General features: G+C 73.5%; 13 protein-coding genes. 4 read left to right on the forward strand and 9 right to left on the reverse strand.

The window, feature by feature from the left end; all coding sequences use genetic code 11:
• The first annotated feature begins 41 nt into the window (after positions 1–41).
• A complete protein-coding gene (locus tag AB0J97_RS24125; protein ID WP_357710473.1) occupies positions 42–1,790 on the forward strand; it encodes a SpoIIE family protein phosphatase in 1,749 nt (582 codons plus the stop codon).
• Positions 1,791–1,825: 35 nt separating this feature from the next.
• On the opposite strand, the gene AB0J97_RS24130 is transcribed toward AB0J97_RS24125, so the two are convergent.
• From AB0J97_RS24130 to AB0J97_RS24160, 7 genes are all read right to left on the reverse strand, one after another.
• Positions 1,826–2,674 (reverse strand): phosphotransferase, encoded by an 849-nt coding sequence (locus AB0J97_RS24130; protein ID WP_364092139.1) that lies wholly within the window; start codon positions 2,672–2,674, stop codon positions 1,826–1,828.
• A gap of 7 nt (positions 2,675–2,681) precedes the next feature.
• A complete protein-coding gene (locus AB0J97_RS24135; RefSeq protein ID WP_364092142.1) occupies positions 2,682–4,550 on the reverse strand; it encodes an alpha/beta fold hydrolase in 1,869 nt (622 codons plus the stop codon).
• A 56-nt stretch (positions 4,551–4,606) separates the two neighbouring features.
• Positions 4,607–5,170: a TetR/AcrR family transcriptional regulator gene (locus tag AB0J97_RS24140; protein ID WP_364092144.1), complete on the reverse strand. Its 564-nt coding sequence runs from the start codon at positions 5,168–5,170 to the stop codon at positions 4,607–4,609.
• 95 nt (positions 5,171–5,265) lie between these two features.
• On the reverse strand, positions 5,266–5,592 hold the full coding sequence (locus tag AB0J97_RS24145; protein ID WP_357710482.1) for a TraR/DksA C4-type zinc finger protein: 327 nt from the start codon (positions 5,590–5,592) through the stop codon (positions 5,266–5,268).
• Between the two features lie 32 nt (positions 5,593–5,624).
• Complete coding sequence (locus AB0J97_RS24150) at positions 5,625–6,431, reverse strand: rod shape-determining protein (protein ID WP_364092146.1); 807 nt, start codon at positions 6,429–6,431, stop codon at positions 5,625–5,627.
• Between the two features lie 226 nt (positions 6,432–6,657).
• Positions 6,658–7,008, reverse strand: a complete 351-nt coding sequence (locus tag AB0J97_RS24155) for a hypothetical protein (RefSeq protein WP_357710488.1) — start codon at positions 7,006–7,008, stop codon at positions 6,658–6,660.
• A 406-nt stretch (positions 7,009–7,414) separates the two neighbouring features.
• On the reverse strand, positions 7,415–7,846 hold the full coding sequence (locus AB0J97_RS24160) for a hypothetical protein (protein WP_357710491.1): 432 nt from the start codon (positions 7,844–7,846) through the stop codon (positions 7,415–7,417).
• 360 nt (positions 7,847–8,206) lie between these two features.
• On the opposite strand from AB0J97_RS24160, the gene AB0J97_RS24165 reads away from it, so the two are divergent.
• The 3 genes from AB0J97_RS24165 (at position 8,207) to AB0J97_RS24175 (ending at position 11,161) form a co-directional block, all read left to right on the forward strand.
• Positions 8,207–8,737, forward strand: a complete 531-nt coding sequence (locus AB0J97_RS24165; protein WP_364092149.1) for a GNAT family N-acetyltransferase — start codon at positions 8,207–8,209, stop codon at positions 8,735–8,737.
• 244 nt (positions 8,738–8,981) lie between these two features.
• Positions 8,982–9,410 (forward strand): carboxymuconolactone decarboxylase family protein, encoded by a 429-nt coding sequence (locus tag AB0J97_RS24170; RefSeq protein WP_364092151.1) that lies wholly within the window; start codon positions 8,982–8,984, stop codon positions 9,408–9,410.
• A 62-nt stretch (positions 9,411–9,472) separates the two neighbouring features.
• On the forward strand, positions 9,473–11,161 hold the full coding sequence (locus AB0J97_RS24175; RefSeq protein ID WP_364092153.1) for a serine/threonine-protein kinase: 1,689 nt from the start codon (positions 9,473–9,475) through the stop codon (positions 11,159–11,161).
• Between the two features lie 27 nt (positions 11,162–11,188).
• Here the strand turns inward: AB0J97_RS24175 and AB0J97_RS24180 are convergent, their stop codons facing one another.
• Both AB0J97_RS24180 and AB0J97_RS24185 read right to left on the reverse strand, forming a co-directional pair.
• On the reverse strand, positions 11,189–12,067 hold the full coding sequence (locus AB0J97_RS24180) for a hypothetical protein (RefSeq protein WP_364092156.1): 879 nt from the start codon (positions 12,065–12,067) through the stop codon (positions 11,189–11,191).
• Between the two features lie 16 nt (positions 12,068–12,083).
• Positions 12,084–14,729 carry a hypothetical protein gene (locus AB0J97_RS24185; protein ID WP_364092158.1) on the reverse strand — a complete coding sequence of 882 codons (2,646 nt, stop codon included), beginning with the start codon at positions 14,727–14,729 and terminating at the stop codon, positions 12,084–12,086.
• Positions 14,730–14,844: the final 115 nt, after the last annotated feature.

The raw sequence follows: 14,844 nt of genomic DNA on the forward strand, positions 1-14,844 counted from the left end.
GCGAAGTCGGCATGTCAGTAATCATCCGATAACGTAGTGTGATGATGGCTGATCGGGGTGACGTCGGGCACCGGCCGGAAGGCTCCGGTTCCGGCGCGCAGCCGGAGGAGTGGCTGCTGCGCGCGGCGTTCGACGGCACGGGCATGGGCATCTACCTCACCGACATCGACGGCCGCATCACCTGGGTCAACCCCGCGACGGTGGCCCTGCTGGGCTTCCCCGCCGACGAGCTGCGCGGCGCCGACGCGCACCAGAAGCTGCACCGCCGCCTCGACGGCGGCCTCCCGCCCCGCTCCGGCTGCGAGCTGGTGACGGTGTGCCGGCACGACCGGTCCGTACGCAGCGAGTTCGCCACCTTCGCCACCGCCGGCGGCCGGCTGCTTCCGGTGGCCTGGGTGGCCTCGCCGCTCCACCGCGACGGCGAGCCCGCCGGGGCCGTCGTGGTCTTCATCGACGTCGTCGAACGCCTCGACGCGGCCGGCCGGCAGGCCGAAGAGCTCGTCCGCGCCCAGAAGCTGACCGAGCAGTTCCGCCTGCTGACCGAGATCAGCACCGTCCTCACCCAGACGCTGGACGTGCGCGAGGCGATGACCCGGCTCGGCCGGCTGCTGGTGCCGCGCCTGGCCGACTGGGCGGCGGTGGACCTGTTCCTCGGGCCGCGCGAGCTGCGCCGCCTGGCCATGGCCTCCGCCGGGGCGGCGCCGGTCGACCCCTCCTGGTTCGCCGAGCTGCCGTACCTGCCGAAGGGCCCCTCACGGTCGGCGCTGGTCCGGGTGCTGCGCGGGGAGCAGGCCCTGCTGCTCGGCCCCGAGCAGATCGCCGCCCCGCCGGACGGGCCGCTGGCCGCCGCGCACGACGCCCTGTTCAACGTGCTGGGCGGCTCGTCGGCGATCGTGGCGCCGCTGCGTACGCCGCGCCGCGTGCTGGGGGCCCTGACGGTGGCGCGGACGGACCCGGCGCGGCCGTACACGGAGTCAGACGTGGAGCTGGTGGCCGACATCGCCCGCACCGCGGCCCTGGCGGCCGACAACGCCTGCCTGTTCGGCCAGCAACGCGACATCGTCGACACCATGCAGCGCCACCTGCTGACCGCGCTGCCGCAGGTCGATCACCTGCAGCTCGCCGCCCGCTACCTGGCGGCCCCGGCCGGCTCCCAGGTGGGCGGCGACTGGTACGACGCCTTCGTGCTCCCCGACGGCGTCACCGCGATCGCCATCGGCGACGTCGCCGGCCACGACCTGGAGGCCGCCGGGCAGATGGCCCAGCTGCGCAACATGCTGCGCGCCCTGGCCTGCGACCACAAGGAGTCGCCCAGCCTCATCCTCGACCGGCTCAACAAGGTCATGGCCGTGGCCAGCGACGCCCCCACGGCCTCGGCGATCCTGGCCCGGATCGAGCCTCCGCAGCCGGAGGGCGAGCCGGGCGCGCGGATGTTGCGCTGGACCAGCGCCGGCCACCTGCCGCCGCTGCTGGTCACCGCGCACGGGCAGGCCCGCTACCTGGAGGAGGGCCAGTCGTTGTTGCTGGGCGTGCATCTCGACGACGTGACCCGCCACGACGCCCTGGTGCCGCTGCCGCCGGGCAGCACGCTGCTGCTCTACACCGACGGGCTGGTCGAGGTGCCCGGCGTCAACCTGGACACCAGCCTGGCCCGGCTGCGCCGCCACGCCGCGACGCTGGCCGGACGCCCGCTCCAGGACTTCTGCGAGGAGGTGCTCGCGCTCGCGCCGTCGCCGCGCACCGACGACATCGCGCTGCTCGCCCTGCGCCTGCCGCCTCCGGGGCAGTAGCGCGGCCCGCCCTCAGGGAAGGGCCGGCACGCCGGTCAGGGCGCGGTCAGCGCGGCCTCGATCGCCGGGCCGTGCAGCTCCAGCCACGCCTCACGCCGCTTGATCAGGTCGCCGACGCCCTCCTCCCACATCCGGGCCCAGCCGCCGCCCTGCTCCTCGGCGATCTGCCGCATCGAGAACCACGACCGCCGGGTACGCATCACGGCCACCTCGACCAGGCGCGACCGGTCCACGCCGGACATCCCGTACGCGTCGGCGAGCAGACGGCAGCGGCGCGGCACGTCCAGGTCGCGCAGGGGCGGGTCGGCGTCGGCCGGGTCGCCCAGCGGCGCCCAGTACATCATCGCGCTCATCAGCTCCTCCACCCGCGTGGCCGGCCTGGCGATGTCGAAGTCGATCAGCCCGGCCGCGACGCCGTCGCGGAACACGATGTTGTCCGGCGTGTAGTCCAGATGCCCGACCAGCTCCGGCGGGTACGGCGGCGCGGGCGGCATGCCCGGCGGCTCGGTGAACCCGAAGTCGGCCCGTACGCCTTCGGGCGGCACGAACCCCGCCACCGCCTCGTGGTAGGCGCGGATCAGCCGGCCCACGGAGGCCAGCCGTTCCTCGTCGGCCAGCCATTCGGGCCTCGGGCGTCCGGCGACCTCTCCGGGCACGAAGGTCAGCACCTCGCGCCCGGCGGCGTCGACGCCGAGGAAGCGCGGGGCGCCCGCGAACTTCGCCTCCTCCAGGTGTTCCAGCAGCGCGTGGACCAGCGGGGCGTTGGGGCCGACCGGGCGGCGTACGGTGTCGCCGACGCGTACGACGCCTTCGGTGACGTCGCCGCCGGCGAGCGGGATCTCGGGCTGGGCGTCGTCGGGCTCGACGTAGGTGACGGAGCTCATGGCTTCCTCAAGGGCTGGGGAGTGGGCCGGTCATGATCTCATGGCCGAGGAGGACCCGCCGGACGATCTCCGCGACGGCGGCCGGGTGGGTGAGGTGCGGGTGGTGCCCGGCCCCCGCGACGACGGTGACGGGAACGGGGCCGGGGTCGCCGGTCAGCGGGTCCAGCTCGCCGACCACGAGGTGCACGGGGACGGGGCCGCCGAGCAGCGTACGGAGGGCGGCGCGTTCGGCGGGGGAGTGCGCGGCCCGCAGCGCGCTGGCGGTGCGCCGGGCCGCCCCGGGACGGCGGAGCCCGGCCGCGGCGCTCGCGACCGCCCGCCGCGCGCTCTCCGGCGGCGGCGCAGCGCCCAGGAGGGGGGCCGCGAGCCGGTCGGCGCCCGCCCTCCCGAGCAGGGGGCCGGCGAGGAGCCGGGTGAGCGCGGACGGCCGGCGCTGGAGGAAGAAGGGGGACACCAGGACCAGGGCCGCGACCCGGTCCGGCTGGGCGGCGGCGTACCGGAGCGCCGGCGCGGCGGCGGCCGAGTGCGCGACGATCACGGGACGGGTGCGCACCGGCCCCAGCAACTCGGCCAGCCATTCCGGCGACGTGGCCGCCGCGGGAGACGAACGCCCCAACCCGGGCAGATCGGCTACGAGCGCCCCGAAGCGCCGTGAGGCGGGGGTGCCGTCCGGTTCGTCGAGCACGTCGTGCCGGGAGTCGGCGTCCAGTTCGTCGAGCAGGTTGTGCCAGGAGTCGCCGTCCAGGGGCAGTCCGTGCAGCAGGACCAGGCGCGGTGACGTGCGGTCGCCCGCGAGGTAGGTGCGTGACCCGGCGACGTCGTGGAAACCGCCGGGACGCACGGCCGGGGCGGCGCCGAACCGGTCCGCGACCAGCCGGTCGGCCCAGCGGCGCAGCGCGTCCGCCACCGGAGGCCGCCGCAGCCCCGCGGACGCGGCGACCCGGTCGGCCGAGCCCGTGTCGTACCGGTCCTCGGTCAGGAAGCCCAGCGTCTCCGGGTCGGCGCCGGTCAGCGCGGACGGCAGGCGGCGGATCAGGGCCACCGGCACGCGCACCCGCGGCGCGCGGACGCCGAGATGGTCCGCGAGCAACCGGATCAGGTCGGGCAGTTCGGGCGTTGCGGGATCGAGCACCCAGTGCAGTCCGCCGGGTTCGGGGTCGTGCTCGGGCACGGCGGCCATGAACCGGGCGAACTCGTCCACCGTCACCACGGGCACGAACGTCCGGGCGCCGCCGGGCAGCGCGGGCAGCCGGCCCGTCCACAGGTCGCGGACGAGCCCCGCCAGGCCGAGGTACTGGCCGGCCTCGCCGGTGAGCGAATGGCCGATGACGCTGCTCGGGTTCACCACGGTCAGCGGCACGCCCAGCCGGGCAGCGGCGACCCGCACGGCGGCGTCCCCCTCGGCCTTGGACCCCTCGTACGCCCCCTTGTCCCGGTACAGGGCCGCCAGTTCGGCCTCCGGGAGCGGATGGCGCGGACGCGGGTCCAGCCCGACGCGGTACCCCGACACGTGCACCAACCGGCGCAGCCCGGGGCGGGCGGCGGCCCAGCGCAGCACGTTGAGGGCGCCTTCGACGTTGACCGCCCTGGCCTCCTCGCGTTCCATGCCGAAGCGGTAGACGCCGGCGGCGTTGAACACGTCCCGCACGCCCGCCGGGCCTTCGACGGCCGCGTCCAGTCCCAGGCCGGGGACCGTGAGGTCGCCCTCGACGACCGTGAGCCGGGTGGCGGGCACGCCGTGCTCGCCCAGCCACGCGTGCAGCCCGCCGTCCGCGCGGCGGACGACGGCCGTCACCGTACGGCCCTGTTCCAGCAGGTGCAGGATCGTCCATCTGCCGATGAAACCGGTCGCGCCGAACACCACGGCGTCTTCCATGACACTTCCCTCTCTAGACCGATCTGCATATTCTCTGGGCACGGAAAACCGCCCGCTCACGCCAGCAGCCTGACGACCTGGCGGCGGGCGCGTTCGACGGGCAGGCGGGAGCGGCCCGCACGGGCCAGCACCAGCGAGCCCTCGATCACCGCGAGCACGGTCGCCGCCAGGTCGTCGGCCGACTCGTGCCCCTCGGTGCGCAGGGCGTCGGCCAGTCTGCGCTGCCAGCCCTCGTAGACGCCGGCGCAGATCCGCCGCAGGTGCTCGTTCGACGAGGCGACCTCCAGGGCCACCGTCGCCACCGGGCAGCCCTTGGCGTACCCGGCCGCCACCATCCTGTCGGCCAGCGCGTCGAGGAGGGCCGGCACGAGGTCGCGGGCGCGCGGGAGCGTGCCGGCCAGCTCGTCGATCATGGTGTCGACCTCGCGTCCGGCGGCGGTGAGCGCCTCGCCCACCAGTTGGTCCTTGCCGCCGGGGAAGTGGTGGTAGAGCGAGCCGCGAGGGGCGCCGGCCACCGCGAGCACCTCGTTGAGCCCGGTGCCGTGGCAGCCCTGGGCCTCCACCAGCGTGCGGGCCGCCGCGATGATGCGCGCCCGCGTCTCGTCTCCTTTGACCGCCATGCGGCACACACTAGACCGGTCTGCATATTCCTGTCCACGCGGGCCGCTCGCGGTGGACCGGCCGCCCCATGCCGCGGGGGCGGCCGGTCCAGGGGTCAGGCGGCTTCGTTCCGGCGCTGGCAGTTGATGCAGAACCGGGCCAGCGGGCGGATCTTGAGGCGCTCGAACGGGATGCCCGACTCACAGTGCGAGCATCGGCCGTACGAGCCGGCGGTCAGCCGGTCGAGGGCCTGGGTGAGCTCGGCGATGGCCCGGTCGGCGGTGGCGAGGGAGGCCAGCAGCTCCTGCCAGGTGCCGTCCGCGCCGCTGCCGTCCTGGGCCTCGGCCTGCAGGCCGAGCAGGTGGCGGCTGCGTCGTTCCAGCTGCTCGTCGAGGTCCTGGCGCAGGGACTGGAGCTGCACGGTGCTGAGGTGGTCGGTCATTGTGGTTTCCTTTCCGCGCGGATGCGGGGGTTTCAGAGGGCGGTCACGGGCGCCGTGGGGCGCAGGCACAGGCGCAGCAGGCCGCGGACGGTCGCGTGCTGCGGCTCGGGCGCGGCGTTGATCCGGATGCGAAGGGCGGTGTGCAGGCGGTCCAGCAACCGCGTCTGCAGCGCGCCCCCGCCGGTGACGGTCAGGCCGTTCTCGCGGACGGCCGGCCGCAGGTGGGCGGGCTGGCGGCGCAGCAGGCCGGCGGTCATCTCCACGACGCCGTCCAGCGCGTCCGGCAGCAGGCCCTTGCTGGTCGTGGCGCTGAGCTGGAGCGCCGCCGCGTCGCTGACCGCGCCGCCGACGACGACTACGGCCTCGACGATGCCCGCCCCCACGTCCAGCAGCAGGTACGGTGCCGGCCCGGCGACGTCCAGACCGGCGCCGGCGGCGGCCGCCAGCGGCGCCTCGACCAGCGTCACCTGGCAGCCGGCCGCCTCGGCGACGGCCGCGCGCACCGCCTGGCGGTCGCTGCCCGTCGCGGCCCTGGGCACCGCGGTCATCACGTGCTCCAGCGGCCGGCCGCCGGAGAGCCAGGCGTCCTGCAGCACGAGGTGCACGAGCCGCAGGCAGGCCCCCGGGTCGACCACCATGCCCCGGCGCACCGGACGGACCGGTACCCCGGCCGCGCTCTCCGGCGACGGGACGACCACCGCCGTGGGACGGTCGGCGATGGCGAACCCGTCCAGGGACAGCGAACGGGTGCGCGAGGTGCCCAGGTCGAGCACCACGTGGGCGCGGTGGACCGCGGAGGTTCGCGGTGAGTGTTCGTGGACTGATCCGGCGTCGGACATGACGATGATCGGCTCCTTGCTCTGACGCGGAGAACTCGTACGCGAAAGACGAGAGAAAGGGCGCATCCCGCAGGCGGGGACGCCACGACGGCGCTCTCCGGCCGCGCGGGAACCCGCGGACGGCCGGACGACGCGCGGACCCGGCCGTGCGACGGCCGGGCGCGACGACCGGCCCCGCGGCGCGCTGGGCGGGCCGGGAGGCGGCGACTCGTGAAGAGGGAGGGAGCTAGATCAACGGCGGGCTGCGCGAGCCCGCCGTGCGGTGACCGACCTGCTGCGGGTCGCGGATCGCGGCCGCGTCGGGGCCGGGCGCCGGGAGCAGCGCGAGATGGGCTGCCTGGAGGTGCCGCCCGCCGCGCGGCGGCGGCCAGAGCGTCAGCGTGAGGTGCTCACGGCCGCTGGACACCTGCGGCGGCAGGCTCGGCATCCGGTCGCCGCCCTTGTCCGGGGTCCACTCGTGACCGGCGGACAGGGGGTGCGCGGTTGCCTGGCCGTCGGCGTAGGAGGGGCCGGCGACCAGCAGGGACAGCAGGACCAGGCCCACCACGCAGCACAGCGCGATGGGGCCTCGTGGCACTCTGCACGGTCCCTTCATAAGGCCGACCATAGCCCAGGCGATGGGAAAAGGCATTACCGTCCGATTTCCCGTTCGGCGGTACGGCGTGGCCTGCCGGGGGCGAGGCGGTGCGGGGGGGCGGGAGCGTCTGGAGGGGCTCGCGGGGCTGGTGCGAAGGGCACCGGGGAGGACTCGCGAAGGATGGATGGCGGGGCCGATGGATGGCGGGGCCGAGGGAAGGCGGCCGAGGGAAGGCGGGGGAGGGGTGGCGCGCTGGAGGGCGGGGTTCGCCGGGACATGGCGGGCGTGGCCGGTCGCCGGACCGGGAGCCGGTCTTGGTCCGGATGGCCGGCACGCGCCACGTCGCCGGGAACCCCGCCGTTCAGCGTGCTGCTGTCTCAGCGGGAACCTCGCCGAGGGCTGCTATTTAGAAGCCGTCGAAGTTCTCGCCCCACTCGCCCCAGTCGTCGTCTTCCTGGTGGGTGTCGGGGCCACGGTCGTCGGTGTCGGTGTCGTGGTCGTGGCGGTCCGGCTTGTGGATGGCCGGGCGGCCGGGACGGCCCTCCGGGCCGCGGGGGCCCTGAGGACCACGGGGGCCCACGCGGTGGTGGCGGCCGTGGTCGTCGTCGTGGTCGTGGTCATGGCCGCCGCCCCACCAGCCGCCCCAGCGCGGACCCCACCAGCGGGGACCGCAGTGGCGCCAGCCGCAGCCGCCCCTCAGGACCGGCTTCTCATCGGACGGGCTCTGATACGACGCCGTGCCGGCCGTGCTGGCCTGTGCCGGCACCTGGCCGCCACCCAGCAGCAGCAACGCGCTCGTGGCGAGCACGGCCGCCGGCTTGTTCATCATTGATTTCATCGCGCTTTCCGTTCAGAAGTTTCCAGAACCGCCGCGGGACTTCTCGACTGCCGTCGGTCTCCGGCATGAGCAGTCTTACCCGCGCATTGAGTTCGGAGTTCTGACAAGACAGGCATGAGCTCCTAAAGCTTGACCAGATTTACCAGGCCCTTACAGCCGACTTGTCCGGGTTTATTGCGACAACCAGCGGTGGTGTCGCTTTACTGAGACTGGATCAATTCCTAGCGCTGTCATCCCGAAAATGCGGCGCTGCCGGGAACATGCGCTCCGGGTCGCCGGTGCGGTGGGCGCGGGGGTGCCGGTTTCGTTCGAGATCCGCTATCGTCACTGTCGTACCGTAGGTAGACAGTGAGGTGGAGTGTGGCGAATCGTACGGACGTGCGGCTGGAACTGCTGACCGGCGACCAGGCGCTCGCGCGCCGGGCGGAGCTGATCGACCTCTACCGGGAGGTGTTCACCGGGCCGCCGTGGAACGAGCGGGAGGCCGAGGTCGCCGACTTCGGCGTCCGGTTCGCCGCCGACGCGGCGCTGCCCGGCTTCCGCGCCGTCCTGGCCGTCGGGGACGCGGGACCGTGCGGGTTCGGTACGGCCTGGCCGACGGCGTCCCCGCTGCCGCAGACCCGTAGCTACGGCAAGGTGCTCGCGGCGCTCGGGCCGGACGGGGTGTCCCGGCTCCTGGCCGGCGCGCTGCAGGTGGACGAGCTGGCGGTCGCTCCGCGCGCCCGTGGCCGGGGCCTGGCGGGCCGCATTCTGGACCTTCTGTGCGGCGGACGCCGCAGCTGGTTGTTGACCTCCGTGCACGCGCCCGACGCCATTCGTCTGTATGAGCGCCTGGAGTGGCGGCGGGTCGGCGAGAACGGGGGAATTGTGGTGTTCGTCAAGCCCGAGTAAGCACGATGTTTCGCCGAATCTCTGTACTAGTGCTGATATCTGGAGCAAAACTGCGCGAGTACTGAATAAGTCGGACATTGCTGCGTCGAGAGGGCGGGAGAATCGCCAACAAATGGCGAGGCAATCCGGCTGGACGCCCTCCGGATGCCCCTGGATGCCCCCGGATGTCCCCGGATGCCTTCGACGCCCTCGCTGGAGGTCCGGTTTGCGTTTGAGCGCGCTCTAACGCCTAGCGTTCCGTCACATGACGAACTTTGACGAAGGACCCCAGCGGGAGCAGCGGTACGAGCACGGCCTGAAGGTGTTGCGGGAGATCGACGGCGAGGCCGGGCAGCGGGTCGTCGACGCCCTTGCCGACGTCTCGCCCGAAATGGCCCACCAGGTGGTCGCCTGGGCCTTCGGCGAGATCTACGACCGTCCCGGCCTGGCCCCCCGCGACCGTCAGCTGGTGACCCTGGGCGTGCTCACCGCGCTCGGCGGCTGCGAACCCCAGCTCGACGTGCACGTCAACGCCGCGCTGAACGTCGGGTTGACCCCTGCCGAGATCACCGAGTCCCTGTTGCACGCGGCCGTCTACTGCGGCATGCCTCGGGCGTTGAACGCCACGTTCGCGGCCAAGAAGGTCTTCGCCGAACGCGGCCTGCTCCCCGTGGGCGACGCCGGCCCGGCCTGACCGCCCGCCCGCCCCTGCTGGGGGCTGCCTCCCGCGCGCCCGGTCTGTCATGATCGGCTGGGATGAGCGTGCAGGCGTTACAGGCGACGGACCCACCCGAGATCGGCGGCCACCGGCTGCTCGGGCGCCTCGGCGCGGGCGGCATGGGCGTCGTGTACCTGGCCAGGAGCCGCCGCCGGGGCCTGATGGCCATCAAGGTCATCCGGCACGACCCCGCCGACGCCGAGGCCATGGAACGGTTCCGCCGTGAGGCGGCGACCCTGCGGGGCCTGCGCAGCCCGTACGTGGCGCCGCTGGTGGACGCCCGGGTGACGGCCCCGCCGTACTGGCTGGCGACGGAGTACGTGCGGGGGCCGACGTTGTTGCGGGCGGTGTCGGAGCGGGGGCCGCTGTCGGCGGGGCTGTGCCGGCGGCTGCTCGCCGGGCTGGCCGCCGCCCTGGCCGATGTGCACGGGCACGGCGTCCAGCATCGCGACCTCAAGCCGCACAACGTCGTCCTGTCGCCCGAGGGGCCGCGGCTGATCGACTTCGGCATCGCGCGGGCCCCCGGCCAGAGCACGATCACGACGTCGGGGGAGATCGTCGGCACGCCCGGCTACATCGCTCCCGAGGCCGTGCGGCAGGAGCCGGTCACGGCGGCGGCGGACGTCTTCGCGCTGGCCGGCACGGTCGCCTACGCCGCCACCGGCCGTCCGCCGTTCGGCCGCGGCGAGCCGATGGCGGTGCTGTACAGCAGCCTGAACACCGACATCGACGTGGACGGCGTCGAGCCCGCGCTCGCCGAGCTGATCCGCTCGTGCGCGGCGCGGGACCCGGCGGAGCGGCTCACGTCCGAGCGCGTGGCGGCGCTGGCCGGCAACGCCGTGGACCCGCTGTCGTGGGGCTCGGACGAGGAGTACCAGGCACTCGTCGGCGAGACCGGCCCCGCCGAGGGCGAACCCACCGGGTCGACGGCCCGGCCGGGCAGGGCGTCCTGGCCGGGGCGGGCACTGGCGGCGGGAGCGGTCCTGGTGGCCCTCGGCGCGACGGCCGCCGTCCTGTTCCCCCACCTCGCCACCCCCACGCCCGCCCCGACCCCGACCGTCTCCACGCCCGGCCCGAACCCGGCCTCCCCGACGATCCCCACGACCGCGCCCGCGTCCACGACGGGCCGGACGCCCGCCTCCGCGACGAGCCCCGCGCCCGCGTCCACGACGGGCGGTTCGGTGGAGGTCGGGGCCACGGTGGCCGGTGATCCCGGGACCGTCGTGGTCACCCAGCCGCCGCCCGGCCCCACCCCTTCCGGTCCCGTCCGATGGCGGGCCGTGCACGGCCCCCGGTGCGTGGCGGAATGGTTCTACGCCGACCCAGCCTGGCGTCCCGTCACCGGCGGCTGGAAGCGCGACGGCTGCGCGGGCGCGGCGCTGGCGCTGCGCGTCGGGAGCGAGCCGGCCCACTTCAACCAGGGCGTCAACTGGTACTTCGACACCCGCGGCGGCGCGCGCTGCACCATCGACGTGCACATCCCCGACGACCCCCGCTCGACCGGCCTCGCCTTCTACTACCTGGACGGTGACGAAACCGACCCACCGCACCTCGGCCCGCCGGTGACCGTGGACCAGCGTGCCCACCGCGGCCGCTGGGCCCCGCTCGGCACCTGGAAGGTCCCCGCGCCGGGCCGGCTCACCGTCCTGGTCGGCAACCAGCCCGTCAAGGCCGGCGACACCCACGAGGTGACGGTCTCCGCAGCCCGCGCCCGCTGCTACTGGTGACGGTGAGCCCAGGGACCCCCGGGCGCGTCAGCGGAGGGTTCTGCCCAGGGTGCCCTGCTCGGGATAGGAGTACTTGACGCGCAGCACCAGCTTGGCCTTGCGCGGCTGGCTGCCGGCGTAGGCCAGCAGGCCGGAGAAGAAGTCGAGGCCGTCCGCGTTCACACCGACCTCGACGCAACCGTGGCTGTACCCCTTGTGTGAGTTGTGCAGGTAGAAGCCGCCACGCCCGTACATGTTCCCCTGGATCGGGGTGAGCCGGACGCGGAAGGTGCCCCAGTCGGGGAAGACCGGGCCGTTGCCGCCCACGGGAAGGAACTGGATGCCCTCCCCGGGATTGGAGACGGCCTTGTCACCGCGCTGGTTCGCCGCCTCGACGGAGTTCTGGCGGGGATCGACGTGGGTGAGGAACGTGTACAGCCCCTCGGGCAGCGGGCCGTGGTCCTTGCTGTTCTGCATGCTGCCGATCTGGTGTCCCACCAGGCCCGAGGTGGCGGCGTACAGCAGGGTGCCCGCACCCCGGAGCGAGGCGGGCATGGACCTGCGCCAGTACAGGAACCTGCCGGTGTAGACGAGGTCGGCCTGGTCGTCGGCAGGGTCGCGGACGTCGAGGTCGAACTGGCCGAGCGTCCTCAGGGCGCCCGTCCGCGGCACGTCGACGGCCTCGAACCGGCCCGAGCCGGGCGTCCTGCCGGTCAGCGCGAACACCCGGTACGAGCCCTGCGGCGAGTAGGACGCCCGGGTCTCCTCCAGGAACACGAGCCCGGGATCGTGGTGGAAGAGCACGGCGTGCACGTTGTCGTCGGGTTTCTCGCCCTTCCACATCATCGGCCGGCTCTCCTCGCCGACGGTGAGGGAGATCCGGGAGACCCGGTCGTCCTGGCTCCTCTGGAAGCAGAAGTACGTCATCGGGCCGCCCGCCGCCCTACGAGATCGTCGCGAGGTTGGACGTGAGCGCGATGTCGGTGCCGGACGACGGCGTGTACTCGTGCCACTCGGCGATGAGCGCCCCCTTCTCGCCGGGTTGCAGGATCGGCACGGGGGACTGCGTGCCGCGGTGGGCGAAGCTCAGGCGTTCGACCACGATGTGGGTGGCGTCCGGGATCGCGACGACGACCTGCGCCTCCTGGATGCGGCGGTCGTCCTCCACGTCCAGCACGACGGGCAGCCCGACGACGAACGCCGAGCTGTTGCCGACCTTGATGTTCACCGGGTTCGGGCTCGGCGCGAGGTCCGAGGACGACGTGGTGAAGGCGGCGTCCTGGAGCCGGGCGGCGGCGCGTTCGGGGTTGGCGGGCGGGATGCCGGGATAGTTGCGGTCGTCGTAGGCCGCGATCTCCTGCGCGATCGTCAGGTACGGCGCCGGGACCGGCGCGCCGACCGCGCCTCCCTCGGCGAAGCGCATCCACTCCTCCTCCCAGCCCTTGCGCACGGTGAGGACGATCCGCGCGCTGCCGGCCCGCAGGAACGCCTGCCTGGTCGGGTCCGGGTGCCGCAACTGCCGGATGAACGGCCAGCTCGGCGGGACGTCCCAGAAGTAGGAGTAGAGGAACGTCACCACGTTCTCCCACTCGATCGCCTGGTTGATGAAGCGCACCAGGTCCTCGTGCCGCCGCAGCAGCGTCCACTGCTCGGAGCTGAGGCCGAGGCTCGGCCCGTCGAAGCCGATGCCGTGCTGGAGGTCCACGTGCGCGGCGAGGAAGGCGGCCAGGACGTCGGCCGGCATGAAGTCGAAGTCGCTCCCGAGGACGAACCGCAGGACGCACTTCATGATCTCGTCGCTCTCCTCGCGCCGCAGCGTCAGGGTGTCGACGTTCGCCAGGCCGTCCTTGACGGCCGCGATGCGCGCGGCGATGTCCTCCTGCTCGGCGAAGTACCTGGTCTGGGCGGCGTTGTAGAGCGTGTTCCAGACGTCGGTGCGCCACTGCTCGACGGCCTCGTCCGTGAGGTCGAGCCGCACGCCGAGCCCGACGAACACCCGCTCGGAGTGGTGGAAGAAGAAGGTGATCTTGTGACGGCCGGTGAAGCCGCGCATGTACGGCGTGGCGCCGTCGAAGGACATGATCCGGTGGTCGCGGATGATGAGCGCGTCCGACAGGTTGCGCCACGTCGGCTCCGAACGGGCGCCGATGACGTCGAAGTTCATCTTGTCGTCGGAGTCGTCCTTGCCGACCTGGGCGTCCAGCATGATCTCCCGGATGTGCGTGCCGCCGGGCACGTCGAACTCCAGGTCGAGGAACCACCAGTTCCCGTCGGTGTTGACGTGCGAGCTGACGGTCAGCGGCGTCGGCTCCTCGGGGTGCGGCCGGACGGTGACGCCGTACCGGTCGGCCAGCCACTGGTACTTCGGGACGCCGGTCGGCGACGGATGCCCGTCCTGGTCGACCAGGTCCGTGGTGATGTCGGCGTGCCTGACCGGGAACTCGAAGGGCCCCTGCCGCGAGCGGAGCAGTTCGAGCTCCGCGTACGCCCGCCGCATCGACGCCCCCGGCTCGGGGACCGCGATGTCGTACGTCAGGCGCAGCCCGTACCGGTAGAGCCGGACCCGCCACTTGCGCATCAGGCTGAAGTAGTCGATCCGGACCGGGTCGTTGCCCGTGTTCTTCAGCATCCGGGTCGAGGTCTCCTCCGACCCCGTCACGGTGGTCGTGGAGATGGTCACCTTGTGCTCGCGGCGGGAGCGCGAGGACGCCTTCTGCGTGGTGGCGCGGGCGTGCTTGACGCTCTCGGCGGCCGAGGCCGACTCCGAGCCCTGCGCGGTGAACCCGGTGGTGCTCGAACCGGAGATGATCGGGATGCCGCCCTGGACCGTGCCGGTGATGTTGAACTGGTTGGAGTGCTGGCTCTGCGACGACGTCGACTGCGCCAGGTCGGTGTTGTCGGTCACGCCCGTCTCGCTGACCGCCTCCAGCGAGTCGGTGACGATGGTGGTGAACTCCTTCGAGGTGACCGACCACTCCTTGTGCGTGACCGCGGTCTCCTCGCCGGGCGCGAGCGGGATGGTCGAGACGAGCTCGCCGCGCTGGATGCCGACCGGGACCATCTCGATGCGTTCGAGGTTGAGCAGGCCGATGGGCGGTGCGGCGGTGTTGACCGTCAGGCCGCGCAGGGCCACCGCGGCGGTGTTGAGCGCCTGCGCGGCCCGGCCGGCGTCCCCGGCGCCCGCGCGCTCCGCCTCGCGCAGGCGTTCGGCGCGCAGCTCGACGAGCGTCCCGGCGAACAGCGCCAGTTCGGCGGCCGGCACCCGCGACAGCGCGGCGGGGTCCGGGCGCAGTGCCGCGGCGGGCTGCTCCTCGAAGCGCCTGAGCAGGTCCAGCGCCTCGCCGGACACGCCTTCGGCGGCGTGGCCGGCGCGGAGGCGGTCGCGGACCTCGTCGGTGTCGCCGGGGGCCAGCGCGAGCTGCCGGACCGCCCCGAGCTTGACGATGCCGCCGCCCGGATCGTCGTGCGCCGTGGGCACCCGCAGCGGAACGAGCGTGCCTTTCAGCACCTCCCGCGCAGAGTTGTCCAGCACCGGCGCGGACGGTGGAGCCGGTGGCCCCGAGGCCGCCGCGCTGAGGATGTCTGCCATGGTCGTCCCCCCTCGTGGATGAGCAGCTGTGCCGCCATGGTGGGGGCGCGTGCCGGTGGACGGCATGAGTAAGGGCTACTCAGAAGGGAGGCCCGCGCCTCCGCCGAGATGGCCG

The sequence above is a fragment of the Nonomuraea sp. NPDC049607 genome (assembly GCF_040675375.1).
Taxonomy (GTDB): domain Bacteria; phylum Actinomycetota; class Actinomycetes; order Streptosporangiales; family Streptosporangiaceae; genus Nonomuraea.

Bases quoted from the DNA above. Each gene is read 5' to 3' on its own strand.
- AB0J97_RS24125 (WP_357710473.1), top strand. From the start codon at position 42: ATGATGGCTGATCGGGGTGACGTCGGGCACCGGCCGGAAGGCTCCGGT.
- AB0J97_RS24130 (WP_364092139.1), bottom strand. From the start codon at position 2,674: ATGAGCTCCGTCACCTACGTCGAGCCCGACGACGCCCAGCCCGAGATC.
- AB0J97_RS24135 (WP_364092142.1), bottom strand. From the start codon at position 4,550: ATGGAAGACGCCGTGGTGTTCGGCGCGACCGGTTTCATCGGCAGATGG.
- AB0J97_RS24140 (WP_364092144.1), bottom strand. From the start codon at position 5,170: ATGGCGGTCAAAGGAGACGAGACGCGGGCGCGCATCATCGCGGCGGCC.
- AB0J97_RS24145 (WP_357710482.1), bottom strand. From the start codon at position 5,592: ATGACCGACCACCTCAGCACCGTGCAGCTCCAGTCCCTGCGCCAGGAC.
- AB0J97_RS24150 (WP_364092146.1), bottom strand. From the start codon at position 6,431: ATGTCCGACGCCGGATCAGTCCACGAACACTCACCGCGAACCTCCGCG.
- AB0J97_RS24160 (WP_357710491.1), bottom strand. From the start codon at position 7,846: ATGAAATCAATGATGAACAAGCCGGCGGCCGTGCTCGCCACGAGCGCG.
- AB0J97_RS24170 (WP_364092151.1), top strand. From the start codon at position 8,982: ATGACGAACTTTGACGAAGGACCCCAGCGGGAGCAGCGGTACGAGCAC.
- AB0J97_RS24175 (WP_364092153.1), top strand. From the start codon at position 9,473: ATGAGCGTGCAGGCGTTACAGGCGACGGACCCACCCGAGATCGGCGGC.
- AB0J97_RS24180 (WP_364092156.1), bottom strand. From the start codon at position 12,067: ATGACGTACTTCTGCTTCCAGAGGAGCCAGGACGACCGGGTCTCCCGG.
- AB0J97_RS24185 (WP_364092158.1), bottom strand. From the start codon at position 14,729: ATGGCAGACATCCTCAGCGCGGCGGCCTCGGGGCCACCGGCTCCACCG.